This is a genomic window from Gottfriedia sp. ABJ_BB2_2, from assembly GCF_055484705.1.
Window position 1 is genome coordinate 1 of the sequence record NZ_JBVFKR010000016.1, and the last position, 15,911, is coordinate 15,911.

The 15,911-nt window shown below is 33.2% G+C and carries 17 protein-coding genes and 1 rRNA gene; 17 read left to right on the forward strand and 1 reads right to left on the reverse strand.

Translation table 11 applies throughout. From position 1 onward, the window contains the following. The 11 genes from rrf to rsmI all read left to right on the forward strand — a co-directional run. Positions 1-87 (forward strand): 5S ribosomal RNA (gene rrf / locus ACX6U0_RS20495); the annotation flags it as partial. A 253-nt stretch (positions 88-340) separates the two neighbouring features. Continuing rightward, the gene (locus tag ACX6U0_RS20500; protein ID WP_464961682.1) at positions 341-529 is read left to right on the forward strand and encodes a sigma factor G inhibitor Gin; all 189 of its coding nucleotides are present in this window, start codon (positions 341-343) and stop codon (positions 527-529) included. A 355-nt stretch (positions 530-884) separates the two neighbouring features. After that, the gene (locus ACX6U0_RS20505; protein WP_464961683.1) at positions 885-2,303 is read left to right on the forward strand and encodes an aminotransferase class I/II-fold pyridoxal phosphate-dependent enzyme; all 1,419 of its coding nucleotides are present in this window, start codon (positions 885-887) and stop codon (positions 2,301-2,303) included. A gap of 11 nt (positions 2,304-2,314) precedes the next feature. Continuing rightward, complete coding sequence (tmk, locus tag ACX6U0_RS20510) at positions 2,315-2,953, forward strand: dTMP kinase (RefSeq protein WP_464961684.1); 639 nt, start codon at positions 2,315-2,317, stop codon at positions 2,951-2,953. Positions 2,954-3,041: 88 nt separating this feature from the next. Continuing rightward, a complete protein-coding gene (locus ACX6U0_RS20515; protein ID WP_464961685.1) occupies positions 3,042-3,482 on the forward strand; it encodes a YaaR family protein in 441 nt (146 codons plus the stop codon). 12 nt (positions 3,483-3,494) lie between these two features. Then, a complete protein-coding gene (gene holB, locus ACX6U0_RS20520) occupies positions 3,495-4,490 on the forward strand; it encodes a DNA polymerase III subunit delta' (RefSeq protein WP_464961686.1) in 996 nt (331 codons plus the stop codon). Positions 4,491-4,493: 3 nt separating this feature from the next. Continuing rightward, complete coding sequence (locus ACX6U0_RS20525) at positions 4,494-5,321, forward strand: PSP1 domain-containing protein (RefSeq protein ID WP_088004002.1); 828 nt, start codon at positions 4,494-4,496, stop codon at positions 5,319-5,321. 12 nt (positions 5,322-5,333) lie between these two features. Further along, positions 5,334-5,693, forward strand: a complete 360-nt coding sequence (gene yabA / locus ACX6U0_RS20530; RefSeq protein ID WP_464961687.1) for a DNA replication initiation control protein YabA — start codon at positions 5,334-5,336, stop codon at positions 5,691-5,693. A 201-nt stretch (positions 5,694-5,894) separates the two neighbouring features. Continuing rightward, complete coding sequence (locus tag ACX6U0_RS20535; RefSeq protein WP_464961688.1) at positions 5,895-6,632, forward strand: tRNA1(Val) (adenine(37)-N6)-methyltransferase; 738 nt, start codon at positions 5,895-5,897, stop codon at positions 6,630-6,632. Next, the gene (locus tag ACX6U0_RS20540; RefSeq protein WP_464961689.1) at positions 6,619-6,909 is read left to right on the forward strand and encodes a GIY-YIG nuclease family protein; all 291 of its coding nucleotides are present in this window, start codon (positions 6,619-6,621) and stop codon (positions 6,907-6,909) included. Before ACX6U0_RS20535 ends, ACX6U0_RS20540 begins: the two co-directional genes overlap by 14 nt. Beyond that, positions 6,881-7,759: a 16S rRNA (cytidine(1402)-2'-O)-methyltransferase gene (gene rsmI / locus ACX6U0_RS20545; protein ID WP_464961726.1), complete on the forward strand. Its 879-nt coding sequence runs from the start codon at positions 6,881-6,883 to the stop codon at positions 7,757-7,759. Before ACX6U0_RS20540 ends, rsmI begins: the two co-directional genes overlap by 29 nt. 129 nt (positions 7,760-7,888) lie before the next feature. On the opposite strand, the gene ACX6U0_RS20550 is transcribed toward rsmI, so the two are convergent. Further along, positions 7,889-8,176, reverse strand: coding sequence for an AbrB/MazE/SpoVT family DNA-binding domain-containing protein (locus ACX6U0_RS20550; RefSeq protein WP_464961690.1), 288 nt, complete (start codon positions 8,174-8,176; stop codon positions 7,889-7,891). A gap of 317 nt (positions 8,177-8,493) precedes the next feature. On the opposite strand from ACX6U0_RS20550, the gene metG reads away from it, so the two are divergent. From metG to yabG, 6 genes are all read left to right on the forward strand, one after another. Continuing rightward, positions 8,494-10,473, forward strand: coding sequence for a methionine--tRNA ligase (gene metG / locus ACX6U0_RS20555; protein ID WP_464961691.1), 1,980 nt, complete (start codon positions 8,494-8,496; stop codon positions 10,471-10,473). A 424-nt stretch (positions 10,474-10,897) separates the two neighbouring features. Next, positions 10,898-11,668, forward strand: coding sequence for a TatD family hydrolase (locus ACX6U0_RS20560; RefSeq protein WP_464961692.1), 771 nt, complete (start codon positions 10,898-10,900; stop codon positions 11,666-11,668). Between the two features lie 183 nt (positions 11,669-11,851). Continuing rightward, entirely contained in the window at positions 11,852-13,060 is a 1,209-nt protein-coding gene (locus tag ACX6U0_RS20565) for a ubiquitin-like domain-containing protein (RefSeq protein ID WP_464961693.1), read from the forward strand. A 282-nt stretch (positions 13,061-13,342) separates the two neighbouring features. After that, positions 13,343-13,897, forward strand: coding sequence for a ribonuclease M5 (gene rnmV / locus ACX6U0_RS20570; protein ID WP_464961694.1), 555 nt, complete (start codon positions 13,343-13,345; stop codon positions 13,895-13,897). Beyond that, a complete protein-coding gene (gene rsmA, locus ACX6U0_RS20575; RefSeq protein ID WP_464961695.1) occupies positions 13,897-14,772 on the forward strand; it encodes a 16S rRNA (adenine(1518)-N(6)/adenine(1519)-N(6))-dimethyltransferase RsmA in 876 nt (291 codons plus the stop codon). The genes rnmV and rsmA overlap by 1 nt, the downstream gene beginning before the upstream one ends. A gap of 216 nt (positions 14,773-14,988) precedes the next feature. Next, positions 14,989-15,864: a sporulation peptidase YabG gene (gene yabG / locus ACX6U0_RS20580; protein ID WP_464961696.1), complete on the forward strand. Its 876-nt coding sequence runs from the start codon at positions 14,989-14,991 to the stop codon at positions 15,862-15,864. Positions 15,865-15,911: the final 47 nt, after the last annotated feature.

Consider the following 15,911-nt stretch of genomic DNA (forward strand, 5'->3'; position numbering starts at 1 on the left):
CGTTCCCATACCGAACACGGCAGTTAAGCTCTTCAGCGTCGATGGTAGTTGGGGGTTTCCCCCTGTGAGAGTAGAACGTCGCCTGGTAACTAAAACATCAGCTATTAAGCTGATGTTTTTTTGTGTTAATTGCCATAATCATTGTAAATGACTGCTTTTTATCATAGTAAATTAAAGAACATTAGAATAAAAAAGCACCAATTCAAAAGAATTTTCATATATTACAGCAAAATGGGCCTCTAATTGTATAAAAAGTTTTAAATTTGCAAAACTAAGTAATAGACAAAATTGTTTAATCAATATGACTATTTCGGAAAAAACTTTTTAAGGAGGAATAAAGATGAGTACGCTTTTAAAGTGCGTAATATGTGAAGAGAAAAAAGAAAATGGTATTCAAGTCATTCACGCTTTTATTTGTGAACAATGTGAAAAAGAAATCGTCACGACAGAAACGAATGCTCCAACTTATAATACGTTCGTTGAAAAACTAAAAAGTATTAATACAAGGATTGAAGAAATTGTTAACTAGTAGAATTGTAAGTGGGGTCAATTATAAATATATCTGATAACCTGAGGTTAACGATTAATAGTAGTCTAAGCAGGAGTAGTAAGTTAAAATAAGAATACAAGATGAAGGACCGATTACAAAATACAAGGTACCTCTACCATATTATATTACTGAAGAAGAAGATTGTACGATTAGATCTTATTTCAGGAATTGGAGAGTACAAGTATAGTAAATCGGTTTTTTATTTGCTTAGAAATTGTTAAATCGAATTTGAAAGTAAAAGATAAATATGTAAGGGGTCGAGTCATCCTACATTTTATGAAAACTAATAGTAAATAAAAGTATGTTACTGAATCGTATAAAGGAAGCGTTAAAGATGAAAGAAATGCCACTTGTGAATGCACTACAACAATTTGTAAAAAAGGAACCAATATCATTTCATGTCCCGGGACATAAAAATGGAAAACATTCATTTATACACGAATTAGGGATGCCGAATGTATTACATTTTGATGTAACTGAATTAAATGGCTTAGATGATTTACATTATCCTACCGAAGTGATTAAAGAAGCCGAAGAACTCTTATCAACTGCTTATGGGTCTGATGAAAGCTACTTTTTAGTAAATGGATCAACAGTCGGAAATTTGGCTTCGATACTAGCATTATGTACTGAAAATGATGAAGTTATCGTTCAACGAAATTGTCATAAATCAGTTTTTCATGCTCTCTTACTTGCGGGTGCAAAACCAATTTTTTTACCGTTAGATATAGATCAAGAGTTAGGCCAACCTCTAGGAGTCAATCTAGATCAATCAATTGAAATTATTAAAAAATATCCAAATGCGAAGGCCGTTATTTTAACCAATCCAAATTATTATGGGATGTCTCAAGAATTAGATGGATTCATTAATTTAGCTCATACTATGGATATACCTGTTATGATTGACGAAGCACATGGTGCCCATTTTACGATAGGCTTACCATTTCCTAAGGATGCATTATCTATGGGGGCTGATATTGTCATTCAATCGGCACATAAAACACTTCCTGCAATGACAATGGGCTCATATTTACATATTAAATCATCTATTATTAGTTCTGAAAAAATTAAGGAAATGCTTAGAATGCTTCAAAGCAGTAGCCCTTCGTATCCGATCATGGCATCACTTGATTATTCAAGAGGTTTTGTAGAGAGTTTTACAAGTGAGAAGATTAGTGAACTAAAGAATCAGATTCATTCTTTTATGAATCTGATCCAAGAGCTACCAACTTTACAAATAGTAGAAACCAATAACTTATTATACAAGCAAGATTTGTTAAAACTGATATTGAAGAGTACTGAAGGACATACTGGAAAACAACTCCAAGCCATCTTTGAGGAAGAGGGCGTATATGTTGAACTGTCAGATTGGGCACATGTCCTATTGATCTTACCATTAGATGAAAAATGGAATTATACAGAACACTTTAAACGCATCAAAAATATATCTAATAGATTAACAAAGATTGATCAAAAACATTTACTTACAGCTGTTCCAAACTTTAATAGTACTGTTTCACTTAGTTATGCCTCATTAAAAAGAAAGCAAAAAACAGCTATTAATTTAATAGATGCAACAGGTAAAATATCTGCAGAGAATATCGTGCCATATCCACCTGGTGTCCCTATCTTATTACAAGGCGAAACAATTACTAAAGAGCATATTGATTATATCGTAGAAATTCATCAATATGGATTAACCATACATAATCTAATCGAAAAAGAAGAATTACAAATTGAAGTTTATATTTAGGGGGAAATAGGTTGGAATCTTTATTTATTACGTTTGAGGGCCCTGAAGGTGCTGGGAAAACGACTATTATAAATATGGTTACTGAAGAGTTTTTAAAATTGGGTCTAAACTTTATCTCTACACGTGAGCCAGGCGGAATCCGTATCGCTGAAAGTATAAGAAATATTATCTTAAATCCAGAAAATACAGAGATGGATAAACGTACTGAGGCTCTTTTGTATGCAGCTGCTCGGAGACAACATCTTGCAGAAAAAGTCTTACCTGCTTTAGAAGAAGGAAAGATTGTACTTTGCGATCGATTTATTGATAGCTCTCTTGCGTATCAGGGTGTTGGTCGAGGAATTGGTATAGACGAAATATACAAGATTAATGATTTTGCAATTAATGGTCTAATGCCACATTTAACAATCTACTTCGAATTAGACCCAAAGGTAGGTTTACAAAGAGTACATCAAGCTGATGAACGAGAAATCAATAGATTAGATTTAGAAGAACTAGATTTTCATTTAAAAGTACAAAGTGGATATTCTGAGATCATAAAAAGAGAACCCAATCGTTTCAAAGTAATAGATGCTTCTAAATCAATCGAAGAAGTTTATGAAGCTACTTTACATGCTATCTTAGAAAAAATTGGTCATAAAAATAAATAAATTTGTTAATCCATTACATGAACATAAATATATCGAACTGGTATAATAGAGTAGAAATAAGTTTTGTAAACTAAATGGAGGTTCTTAAGTGAAAATTGATCAAAACTTAGTAGCAAAATTAAATAATGAAAGAAAAGATCAAAAACAAATTCAATCTAGTTCTGTTAATTTTCATACATTAGTTAAAAAGAATGAATCAAAACTCCAGATAGAGCAACTGAATCGTTTAATCGGAGAGATTGAGGTTCAAGGAGAACGTTTAGCAAAAGGAAAAAACTTAAGAGATTTAGCTCGATTTAAACAATTAGTGAAACGTTTCTTAAAAGAATCAGTAGATTACGGCATGGAAGTATCTGAGCAAATTAGTTGGGGTGCAGGAGGTTCTATGTCATCGCTACAAATTGTAAAATTAATCGATGAAAAGTTAATTGAATTAACGAACGATATGATGAAAAACGAAAGTGATAGTATCCATTTATTGAATACAATTGGAGAAATAAAGGGACTATTAATTAATTTATATACATGAGTAGGTGTAAAGATGAAGACGTCTTGGGAGGAATTAAGCGAGCGACAACCAGTTGCCACTAAAATGTTGAAAAATACAGTATTAAAAGACAGAGTGGCTCACGCTTATTTATTCGAGGGCCCAAGAGGAACTGGGAAAAGAGAACTTGCTTTGTATTATACAAAAGTATTATTATGTGAAAATGTAATCGATGCGAATCCATGCGGTAATTGTAGAAATTGTAAGCGTGTTGATTCTGGTAATCATCCGAACGTTTATATAATTGAACCAGAAGAAACTTCTATTAAGAAGCATCAAATTCAACAACTTCAAGAAGAATTCGCAAAAACGGCAGTCGAATCTAATCGAAAAATATATATAATCGACCATTCTGACAAAATGACCACTAATGCTGCAAACTCTTTATTAAAATTTTTAGAAGAACCAATATCAATTACAACGGCATTTTTATTAACAGAACAGGTACAACAAATCTTACCAACGATCCAGTCACGATGCCAATCAATACACTTTAATCCATTACCAGTGAGATTTTTTGAAGAGCATTTACATCAAAAAAATTTACAACCAGCTCTAATCCCTTTACTAGCAAGAATTACAAATAGTGAACAAGTTGCTGTTGAAATCGCACAAGAAGAATGGTTTGCACAAGCAAGAGCTTTAGTGATAGAATTATATGAAGCATTAGTAACAACTAAAAAAGATAGTCTTTTAGTTATTCAACAAAATGTTTCTAAACATTTTGATTCGAAAGAACAAGTACAATTAATGCTAGATATGCTTGTATTAGCCTTTAAAGACATGTTATATATATATGCTGAACAAGATAGTAATGTAGTTTTTCGCTCTGAAGAGGCCTTAATGAGACAAGCATTAAATCGCTATTCATTAGAAAAGATTACAACTTGTTTAGAAAAGATTCTTGATGCTAAAAAACGATTAACATCAAACGCAAATATGGTGTTAGTTTTAGAGCAAATGATTATAGAGCTACAGGAGGGATTGTAGGTTGTGTACGAAGTAGTTGGGGTACGGTTTAAAAAAGCAGGTAAAATCTATTATTTCGACCCAAATGGATTAGCAATCCCTAAAGATACTTTTGTCATCGTAGAAACGGTGAGAGGGATTGAATTTGGAAAAGTAGTTGTTTCAAATAAAAAGGTCGGAGAAAATGACGTAGTCCTTCCATTAAAAAAAGTTATGCGATTAGCTGATGAGCACGATCGTATGATAGTTGAAGAGAATAAACAATCAGCTAAAGAAGCTTATGAGGTTTGTTCTAGTAAAGTTATGCAACATGAACTAGATATGAAACTAGTTGATGTAGAATATACATTTGACCGAAATAAAGTCATCTTTTATTTTACAGCAGATGGTAGAATTGACTTTAGAGAGTTAGTAAAGGATTTGGCAGCTGTATTCCGTACACGAATTGAATTAAGACAAATTGGTGTTCGGGATGAAGCTAAAATGCTTGGTGGAATTGGCCCATGTGGAAGAATGCTATGTTGTTCTACGTTTTTAGGCGATTTTGAGCCAGTTTCTATTAAGATGGCTAAAGACCAAAACCTATCTCTTAACCCGGCAAAAATTTCAGGACTATGCGGTCGATTAATGTGTTGCTTAAAGTATGAAAATGATGAGTATGAGGCAGCAAAAGAACAGCTACCAGATTTAGAAGATATCATTGAAACTTTAGAAGGCCCTGGAAAAGTAGTAGGATTAAACATCTTAGAACGAGTTATTCAAGTAGAATTGATTAAAAAAGAACGCGTTGTGGAGTATACCCTAGATGATTTAATTCACGAGGGAGTCGTTTCAATACAAACCACAGATTAAGAGGTGGTAAGATTGGACAAGAAGAATATATTCTTATCTCTATCCAATATGGAAGAACAAATTCAAGATTTATCAAAACAGCTTAGTGAGTTAAAACAGTATATTGCTGAGCTTCTAGAAGAAAACCACTACACTAAAATCGAGAATGACCATTTGCGTCATCGATTAGGTTTAGACCAACGTGTAGAAAATAAAGAACAAGTTAAAGATTCAAAGAAGAAAAAAGTACAAAAAGACAAAGATGTCGGTGAAGGCTACGATAATTTAGCTAGACTTTACCAGGAAGGCTTTCATATATGTAATCTTCATTATGGGAGTGTACGTCACGATGAAGACTGTCTGTTTTGTTTATCTTTCTTTGACAAAAAGTAATAGTAGGCTATTCCAGTAGAAGCGAAGGATTACCATATATAATGTACATTTCTTATGTTTAGACATAAGAAAGATTACTATGGTGATTTGACGAAATCTCACGCGGAATAGCCTCTTTTTTATTTGTTTTCTACTTATTTATATAAATTAAGGAAATCATATTAAAATAAACTTTTGTGTGATTTTTGAAAGGAACTAAAAATGCTTAAAGGTGACGAACGACTAGATTATTTATTAAAAGATGATTTGAGGATTATTCAAAGTCCTTCTGTATTTTCATTCTCCTTAGACGCTGTTCTTTTATCAAACTTTACATATGTGCCAATTCAAAAAGGTACAATTGTCGATTTGTGTTCGGGAAATGGCGTAATACCATTAATGTTACATAGAAGGTCTCATGCAAATATTATTGGGGTGGAAATTCAAGAACGCTTATATGATATGGCAAAGAGAAGTATAGAATATAACAAATTAGAGCAAAAAATTACAATGATACATGATGATTTAAAACATGCACCAAGCGTAATTGGTAAGGAGTTTGTAGACGTTGTTACATGTAATCCACCATATTTTCAGGATGTACCAACATCTGAACAAAATTCCAATGAGCATTATGCAATTGCAAGACATGAAATTAAAACAAATCTTGAAGAAGTAATATATGCTAGCAAACTTTTATTAAAACATGGCGGGAAACTGGCAATGGTTCATCGTCCGGGCCGGCTGTTAGATATTGTTACTACAATGAGAAATCATGGAATTGAGCCAAAAAGAGTACAGTTTGTTTACCCAAAAATGGGGAAGGAAGCAAATACTTTATTAATTGAAGGAATAAAAGGTGGGAAAGCAGACTTAAAGATACTGCCGCCAATTTATGTATACGAAGAAAATAATGAGTACACTGCAAATATGAAGGACATGTTATATGGACAACAGTAAGCATTTTTTGTACGTATTAGAATGTAACGATTCTACTTTATACGCAGGGTATACAACAGACCTAGATCGTCGAGTTAAGCAGCACAATGAAGGAAAAGGTGCAAAATATACTCGAGGTAGAGTTCCAGTAAAATGTATTTATCAGGAAGAATACAAAACGAAAAGAGAAGCAATGCAAGCCGAATATGCTTTTAAGCAATTATCAAGAATGAATAAAGAACGATATATGAGAGAAGGAAAAAACAATGATAAAAAGCCAGAAGAGCTTTTTAAATGAAGAGATAGGGTGCTTATATTTAATACCAACACCTATTGGAAATCTAGAAGATATGACTTTTAGAGCGATTCGTATCTTAAAGGAAGTAAATTACATAGCTGCTGAAGATACTCGCAATTCTAAAAAGCTTTGCAACCACTTTGAAATAACGACACCATTAATAAGTTACCATGAACATAATAAAGAAAAGGTTGGTTCAAAAATTGTTGAGGATTTAAAGAAAGGTATGAAGGTAGGGTTAATTAGTGACGCTGGAATGCCTTGTATCTCAGATCCAGGCTATGAGCTAGTTAATCTTTGCTTAGAAGAGGGAATCACAGTTGTACCATTACCAGGTGCAAATGCTGCATTAACATCATTAATTTCTTCGGGTTTACCGACTGATTCATTCTTATACATAGGCTTCTTACCGCGTCAAAAAAAGGACAAGAAAAAACAATTAGAGCTACTAAAAGGTCAACGTAGTACAGTTTTACTTTATGAATCACCTCACAGATTGAAGGAAACATTACAATCTATTTCTGAAGTATTAGGTGATCGAAACATTGTATTATGTAGAGAATTAACTAAAAAGTTCGAGGAGTTTTTACGTGGTTCAGTAAGTGATGCAATTGAATGGGCGGTTAATGAAGAGATACGTGGTGAATTTGTCGTCGTATTAGAAGGTGCATCTGAAGAAGAGGTTGCCAATCATCAAGGAGAATCATGGTGGGAAGCTCTGTCCATCAATGAACATGTCGATTGGTATATCAATGAAAAAGAGGAATCAAGCAAGGAAGCAATTAAACTAGTTGCGAAAGATCGTGCTTTACATAAAAGAGATGTTTATGCAGAATACCATGGTTTATAATTATTGCGTAAAATGAAGTTAGGCTGTCTTAATTTAAATGTAAATTCTCTGATCATTTATACGAATGAATCATTTGAGATGATTGATTTGTAGAGGAGAATGCAATTAAATCAGGCAGCCTCTTCAAAGTTAATTTTTTATTTCGGATAAAAACTGTTCAATTTCAAATTTCAGTAATTCTGCACCTTTTTTACTTAATACAATTTTACCTTCAGCTATTTCAAGATTGTGATTAGAGATTTCTCCAGTCATCAAGCAAGTCATATTTGGTTGGTATTTTTTTAGGACAATACGATCCTCTTCCACAAATATTTCAAGAGTATCTCTTTCTGTGATGTTAAGTGTTCTACGAAGTTCGATTGGTATTACTACACGACCTAATTCGTCTACTTTTCGAACAATGCCTGTTGATTTCATGATTAACCCTCCTAAAATAATATAAAATGTAATATATCAAAAAATGTAACGGTATAAGGGAATTTAGTGCTTATGGTTACATAATGATTAAATATGACTAAATATAGAATATTGAAGCATAAAAAAATATGTATATTTATGAGAAATAATAGAAATAGATGTTACTATTGTGTAAAATTTAACTTAGAAAAATAAGTATGATTTGTGAAAAGATGGAATATGCAGACAACTCAATCTTCATTTTATAATGAAATGCAAAATCATGCGAATATTTTAGTGTCAATATTTAGAATTTATTGAAGGAGGAGATTTTAGGAATGAGTAAAAAAACTTTTTATATTACTACTCCAATTTATTATCCGAGTGGAAAATTACATATAGGACATGCATATACAACTGTTGCTGGGGATGCAATGGCTAGATATAAAAGACTGCAAGGATTTGATGTGTTTTATTTAACGGGGACGGATGAGCATGGTCAAAAAATTCAACGTAAAGCCGAAGAGTTAAATGTCTCACCTCAAAAATATTTAGATGATATTGTTGTTGGAATTAAGGACCTTTGGAAGAAGTTAGATATCTCTTATGATGATTTTATTCGTACAACAGAAACAAGACATAAAGATATTGTTGAGAAAATCTTTAAACAATTACTTGATCAAGGTGATATTTATTTAGATGAATATGAAGGTTGGTATTCAGTACCAGATGAAACATATTACACTGAAACACAACTTGTCGATCCAATTCATGATGCTGACGGAAAAGTAGTCGGTGGAAAAAGTCCTGACAGCGGTCACCCAGTTGAACTAGTTAAAGAAGAGTCTTATTTCTTTAAGATGAGTAAATATGCCGATCGACTGTTAAAATACTATGAAGAAAATCCAGAGTTTATACAACCAGAATCACGTAAAAATGAAATGATAAATAACTTTATTAAGCCAGGCTTAGAAGACTTAGCTGTTTCTAGAACCTCATTCGATTGGGGTGTAAAAGTTCCAGGAAATGCAAAACATGTTATTTATGTTTGGATTGATGCTTTATCTAACTATATTACTGCACTAGGCTATGGTACTGACAACGAAGAGCTTTATAAAAAGTATTGGCCTGCAAATGTACATTTAGTAGGTAAGGAAATTGTACGTTTCCATACAATTTATTGGCCAATTATGTTAATGGCTTTAGATTTACCACTTCCTAAGAAAGTGTTTGCCCATGGCTGGTTATTAATGAAAGACGGTAAAATGAGTAAATCAAAAGGAAATGTTGTCGATCCAGTTACTTTAATAGATCGTTATGGATTAGATGCACTACGCTACTATTTATTGCGTGAAGTACCATTTGGTTCAGATGGAATATTTACGCCTGAAGGTTTTGTTGACCGAATTAATTTTGATCTAGCAAACGACTTAGGAAATTTATTAAATCGTACAATTGCAATGATCGAAAAATATTTCAATGGAAACATCCCTTCTGTGAAAGAAACAGTTACAGAATTTGATGAAAACCTTCAACAAGTAGCTAAAAATACTAAAACATCGGTAGAAGAAGCAATGGAGAATATGGAGTTTTCAGTTGCATTAACACATATTTGGCAATATGTTAGTCGTACGAACAAATATATTGATGAGACTCAGCCTTGGGTTCTTGCAAAAGATGAGAGCAGAAATGAAGAATTAGCTTCTGTTATGGCACACTTAGCAGAATCATTACGCCAAGTAGGTATTTTATTAAAGCCGTTTTTAACACAAACTCCAGCGAAAATATTTGCTCAATTAGGATTAACTAACGAAAGCATTTTAACTTGGGATAGTCTGAGCGAATTTGGTGCAATAAATGAAGGAACAAAAGTGCAAAAAGCAGACCCAATATTCCCTCGTTTAGAAACTGAGCCAGAAGTTGCTTATATTAAGGAGCAAATGCAAGGAACTGTTAAACCAGTAGAGGAAAAAATAGAAGTAGAAGATGATACTCCTGAAATTACAATTGATGAATTCTTTAAAGTTCAATTAAAAGTTGCAGAAGTAAAAGAAGCAAGTGCTGTAAAAGGTGCGAAAAAACTTCTTAAACTTCAATTAGATTTAGGAAATGAATCAAGACAAGTAATCTCAGGGATAGCAGAACACTATGAGCCAGCAGATTTAGTTGGTAGAAAAGTTATTTGTGTAACGAATTTAAAACCGGCTAAGCTAAGAGGGGAATTATCTGAAGGTATGATCCTAGCAGGCAGTATAGAAGGAAAGCTTTCTCTTGCAACAATTGATCAATCTCTACCAAACGGTACGATTATTAAATAGTGTTACTAAGAAAGGTGTTTCGTGTAAAACTATACATGAAACACTTTTTCTATTTGAGTTTATTTTCCTAAAATAATTGTTAAACGATGTAGAATTTTGCCTAAAAAATAAAGATACTTAGAATAATCTAATATTTTGTTGGTTTTTGGAAGTAATCAGTAGACGGATTGTTAGAATGTGTCATTATATGAGGAAAATGTTACAGGTAGATTACAATCATGAATTTAAAAATAATGTCTTATTTTGAATAGCGCACTAGAAAAGTCCTTCTATTTCATAGGATTAGCTTAAAAGACCTATTAAAAAAGGATTAGAAAATCGTTAATTTAAGACATTTCTTTTTGTAACGGAATTGTTAACTGTGCGTTAGGTAAGAAATTTTATAGCATGTTAGACTAAATTTCATAAGCGAAGGAGACATACAATGCTTTTCGATACACATGTACATTTAAATGCAGATCAATACAAGGAAGACCTTGAGGAAGTAATTAAACGATCTCTGGAAGCTGGAGTTGTTCATCAAGTAGTTGTTGGATTTGATAGACCGACAATTACAAAAGCTATGGAGTTAGTAGAGGAATATGATTTTCTTTACGCAGCTATTGGCTGGCATCCGGTTGATGCTATTGATGCAACTGAAGAAGATTTTGAATGGATTAAAGAATTATCTAAACATCCAAAAGTAGTAGCAATAGGTGAAACAGGTTTAGATTATTACTGGGATAAGTCACCAAAAGAAATTCAACAAGAAGTCTTTCGTAAACAAATTCGACTAGCGAAAGAACTTAAATTACCCATTGTAATACACAATCGAGACGCAACTGAAGATATTGTTACAATTTTAAAAGAAGAAAATGCATCAGAAGTAGGCGGCATAATGCACTGCTTCGGCGGTAGTGTGGAGACTGCAAAAGAATGTATCAACATGAACTTCTATATTTCATTAGGAGGACCCGTTACATTCAAAAATGCAAAAAAACCAAAAGAAGTAGCGACTGAGATTCCGTTAGAAAATTTATTAATCGAAACGGACTGTCCATACTTAACCCCACACCCGTTTAGAGGAAAAAGAAACGAACCTAGCTATATATCACTTGTTGCTGAAGAAATTGCACGTTTAAAAGACATTCCAGTTGAAGAAGTTCAAAAGAGAACGTTTGAAAATGCGTGTAAAGTTTTTCAGATTAACAAATGATGTTATGAACTTTAACGAATAGATATCATTCGTCACAGTTCACGTATGAAGAGTTGAAGGATTTGTCGAAAAAAAACTCTTCTACTTCTAAATCTAGTAAACATACATTCAGTAGAGTAGAAGCTAGTTAATAGGTTTGGAGCTAGTCAATCTTTTTTCTCATAGTAAAGGAGGAGTAAAATCGTGATAGACGCGAATAGGTTACTTTCTAGACTTGGGAGTAGTAAAAAACTAGCAGTACAACTTGCAGGAGCTTTAGTTTTCACTGGATCAGTAGGTACAGGAGCATATGAGGGACTTAAAGAACAGGTAACTCTTGAGGTAGACGGGAAAGAACAGGTTATTCAAACACATGCAAATACTGTGGCTGAATTATTAAAAGAACAAAATGTAACAATTACGAATCAGGATGAAATGTATCCATCTGCTAATTCAAAAATAACAGATGATATGGACATCATCATTCAACATGCAAAACCTGTAAAGCTAACAATTAATGGGCAAGAAAAAGTGATTATGACAACTGCTCAAACTGTCCAAGAATTATTAAGCGAACAAAAAATTAAGGTACATCAAGATGATGTAATTATGCCTGCATTAACAACACCATTAGAAGAAAATGAAGAAATTACTTATGAAAAAGCTTTTCCTTTAGTACTTAATGATGGTGGAAAACCGAAAAAAGTATTTTCAACTTCGACTACTGTCGCTGACTTTTTAGATAAACAAAACATTACTTTAAATGAATATGATCGAGTTGAACCAGCGATCGAAGAAACGGTTGAACAAAACGATACAGTTAGAGTAATACGCGTTGAAAAGGTCAACGATGTAGTTGAAGAAGAGTTAGATTATCAGGAAAAAGAAAAAAATGATTCTTCAATGTTTAAAGATGAATCAGCAGTTATTACTGAAGGTGTTAAAGGTCTTGTAAAACGTAACTTCGAAATCATTAAAGAAAATGGTAAGGTAGTTTCTAAAACGATTATCGATGAAGAAATTTTAAAAGAACCTGTTGACCGAGTAGTTGCTGTAGGTACAAAATCTGTACCAGCTTCAAGTGCATTGGTGAAATCTAGCGCGCCAAAAGTAAAAGGTAAGGTTAAAGAGATGTATGTTGAAGCGACAGCATATTCTCCTTATGACGCTGGTATGAGTGGTATTACGGCTACTGGTATTAATATCCGTAAAAATCCAAATACCAAGTTAATTGCAGTTGACCCTAACGTTATTCCATTAGGATCAAAAGTATGGGTTGAAGGCTATGGCGTTGCTATTGCTGGTGATACTGGTGGTGCAATTGATGGACGTCGAATTGATATTTTAATGCCTACGAAGGACGAGTGTTTTGATTTCGGTCGTCGTACGGTTAAAATTCGTATTCTTGATTGATTTTGATTTGATAGGTTCATATTAGTCATAGAGTTTCGATAGTTTTCAATGAAAAGACTATTATTAGGATTTCTAGGCAAACAAATTAATAAAATAGGTTGATGAATACTATAGGTGCTCAATTCCTAGTTTAGAAATCAACAATTTTTAAAATAAATATGAATGATTAGAAAAGTAGAAGGATAAGTCCTTCTGCTTTTTTTTATACTAAATTTAACATGATATGAAGTTTTCTTTTCCTTATGGTATGATTACATATACTTGAACTGTATGGAGGAACAAATGAAGATTAAAGAAATCATTGTTGTCGAAGGTAAAGATGATACAGCGGCAATAAAGAGAGCTGTAGACGCAGATACAATAGAAACAAGTGGCTCAGCAATCAATAAAGAAACATTGAAATTAATTAAACATGCACAAGAAACAAGAGGGGTTATTGTATTTACAGATCCTGATTATCCAGGACAACGAATTCGTTCAATCATTAAAGAAAATATACCTGGCTGTAAGCATGCATTCTTACCAAAAGAAGAAGCAGTTCGTTCCGGTAAAAAAGGATTAGGAATTGAACATGCAACACGCGAATCAATTCGAAATGCATTGCTTCATGTAAAGCAAGAATTTGTAGAAGTGGTTTCTGAAATTACGAAGGAAGACTTAGTAGATGCAGGTTTTATTGGGCATCCAAAATCGAGCGAAAGACGAGATAAACTAGGAAAGCTTCTGAATATTGGTTATACAAATGGTAAGCAGTTAGAGAAAAGACTGCAAATGTTTCAAATCTCCAAAGAAGAATTTGGACAAGCAGTAAAAACAGTTTTAATGGAGGAAAAGTGATGAAGGATATTGCTACGCCTAGTCGTACAAAAGAAATATTGGCTAAGTACGATTTTTTCTTTAAAAAAAATTACGGTCAAAACTTCTTAATTGATACAAATATACTTGAGAATATTGTAAGTTATGCAGACTTAACAGAAGAAAGTTGTGCAATTGAAATTGGTCCTGGGATAGGGGCCCTAACAGAACAAATTGCAAAACGTGCAAAAAAAGTATTGGCGTTCGAGATTGATAATCGATTAATTCCAATATTAAAGGATACATTATCTCCTTATGATAATATTCAAATCATTAATGAGGATGTATTAAAGGCAGATGTAGAAAAAGCTATTGAAGAATATTTGCCAAATGAAAAGGATATTATGGTAGTTGCAAATCTACCTTATTATGTAACAACGCCAATCATCATGAAACTATTAACGGAAGGATTACCTATTCGAGGAATCGTTTGTATGCTTCAAAAAGAAGTAGCAGATCGAATTTCTGCAAAACCAGGAACGAAGGATTATGGTTCACTTTCGATTGCCATTCAATTCTATACGCATGCTTCCACGGTCATGACAGTTCCTAGAACCGTTTTCATGCCACAACCAAATGTAGATTCAGCAGTTATTAAACTGATAAAAAGAGATCAACCTGCAGCGGAAGTAATAGATGAAACCTTCTTCTTTGAAGTAGTTAGAGCTAGTTTTGCGCAGCGAAGAAAAACGTTAAATAATAATTTATTAAATAACCTTCCTATACTGAAAAAGGACAAAACTAAACTTGAAGCCTGTTTAGAGGAAGCTGGAATTGAAGGAACAAGACGAGGCGAAACGCTAAGTATTCAAGAATTTGCAACGTTAAGTAATAGTTTATATAAAAGCTTAAAATAAAGCGTATAAGAGGACAGGGGCAATGCATTCATTGTTTACTGTTCTTTTTTATGTCTATCCTCTTATGCCAAGCTCTGAAATGATTTTAGAGCATATCAGCCCATAAGCTTCTAACCCTTTTTAAAACCACTTATCACCCTTTTCTAGGTGGACACATAATCTAAAAAAAGAGAGCCAACTCGTGGTGTGTATTTAAGTCATTTTGGAGGGGAAGGCATGAATATTAATGTAGGAGATATTGTTGAGCGAGCATCTTATAAATATGACTTACTTTTTCGAGTAGTGGAGATTAAACAAGACGGAGATGAAGTAACTGCTATTTTATATGGTGACGATTTTCGTTTAATTGCTGATGCGCCTTTAACCGACCTGCGAGTAATCATTGAGTCCGAATATCGCGAAAAAGGTAGAAGATCGTCTCTTCAAATAGATGAAAACTATAAGTTATTCAAAAGAGAGGCATTAGAACAAAAAGAGAAACGAAAATTTGAAGCTACAAATGGATTTCGTACAGAAGTAAATTTATTTCAAATACCTGGTCGTGTACTACACATTGATGGAGATCCACTTTACTTAAAGAAATGTATTGAGATGTACAATAAAATGGGTGTACCTGTAGAAGGAATCTATTGTAAGGAAAGAGAGTTACCTTCTAAAATTGGTTATTATTTGGATCATTATCGTCCTGATATATTGGTTATTACAGGTCACGATGCTTATACAAAAGCAAAAGGTCTTGTGACGGATTTAGAGGCATATCGACATTCGAAATTTTTTGTCGAAGCTGTGAAAGAAGCAAGAAAGAAGGTTCCTTCATTGGATCACCTGGTCATTTTTGCTGGAGCGTGTCAGTCTCACTTTGAAGCAATTATAAGAGCTGGGGCAAATTTCGCTAGTTCACCTACAAGGGTCAATATTCATGCTTTAGATCCAGTATATGTGGTAGGGAAAATTAGCTTTACTTCATTTATGGACCGAGTGAATGTATATGAAGTTGTTCGAAATACGATCACAGGTGAAAAAGGACTTGGTGGTATAGAGACAAAAGGAATTTTAAGAACGGGTTTACCTTTTCAAACAATGGAAGAATGAGAAGAAGGATTTTCTACTTGAACGAAACATTTCGTTTGTAGAAAATC

What these genes read in the sequence shown, in the direction of transcription:
- ACX6U0_RS20500 (WP_464961682.1), top strand. Translation starts at nt 341, where the DNA reads ATGAGTACGCTTTTAAAGTGCGTAATATGTGAAGAGAAAAAAGAAAAT.
- ACX6U0_RS20505 (WP_464961683.1), top strand. Translation starts at nt 885, where the DNA reads ATGAAAGAAATGCCACTTGTGAATGCACTACAACAATTTGTAAAAAAG.
- holB (WP_464961686.1), top strand. Translation starts at nt 3,495, where the DNA reads ATGAAGACGTCTTGGGAGGAATTAAGCGAGCGACAACCAGTTGCCACT.
- ACX6U0_RS20535 (WP_464961688.1), top strand. Translation starts at nt 5,895, where the DNA reads ATGCTTAAAGGTGACGAACGACTAGATTATTTATTAAAAGATGATTTG.
- ACX6U0_RS20540 (WP_464961689.1), top strand. Translation starts at nt 6,619, where the DNA reads ATGGACAACAGTAAGCATTTTTTGTACGTATTAGAATGTAACGATTCT.
- ACX6U0_RS20550 (WP_464961690.1), bottom strand. Translation starts at nt 8,176, where the DNA reads ATGAAATCAACAGGCATTGTTCGAAAAGTAGACGAATTAGGTCGTGTA.
- metG (WP_464961691.1), top strand. Translation starts at nt 8,494, where the DNA reads ATGAGTAAAAAAACTTTTTATATTACTACTCCAATTTATTATCCGAGT.
- ACX6U0_RS20560 (WP_464961692.1), top strand. Translation starts at nt 10,898, where the DNA reads ATGCTTTTCGATACACATGTACATTTAAATGCAGATCAATACAAGGAA.
- rnmV (WP_464961694.1), top strand. Translation starts at nt 13,343, where the DNA reads ATGAAGATTAAAGAAATCATTGTTGTCGAAGGTAAAGATGATACAGCG.
- rsmA (WP_464961695.1), top strand. Translation starts at nt 13,897, where the DNA reads ATGAAGGATATTGCTACGCCTAGTCGTACAAAAGAAATATTGGCTAAG.
- yabG (WP_464961696.1), top strand. Translation starts at nt 14,989, where the DNA reads ATGAATATTAATGTAGGAGATATTGTTGAGCGAGCATCTTATAAATAT.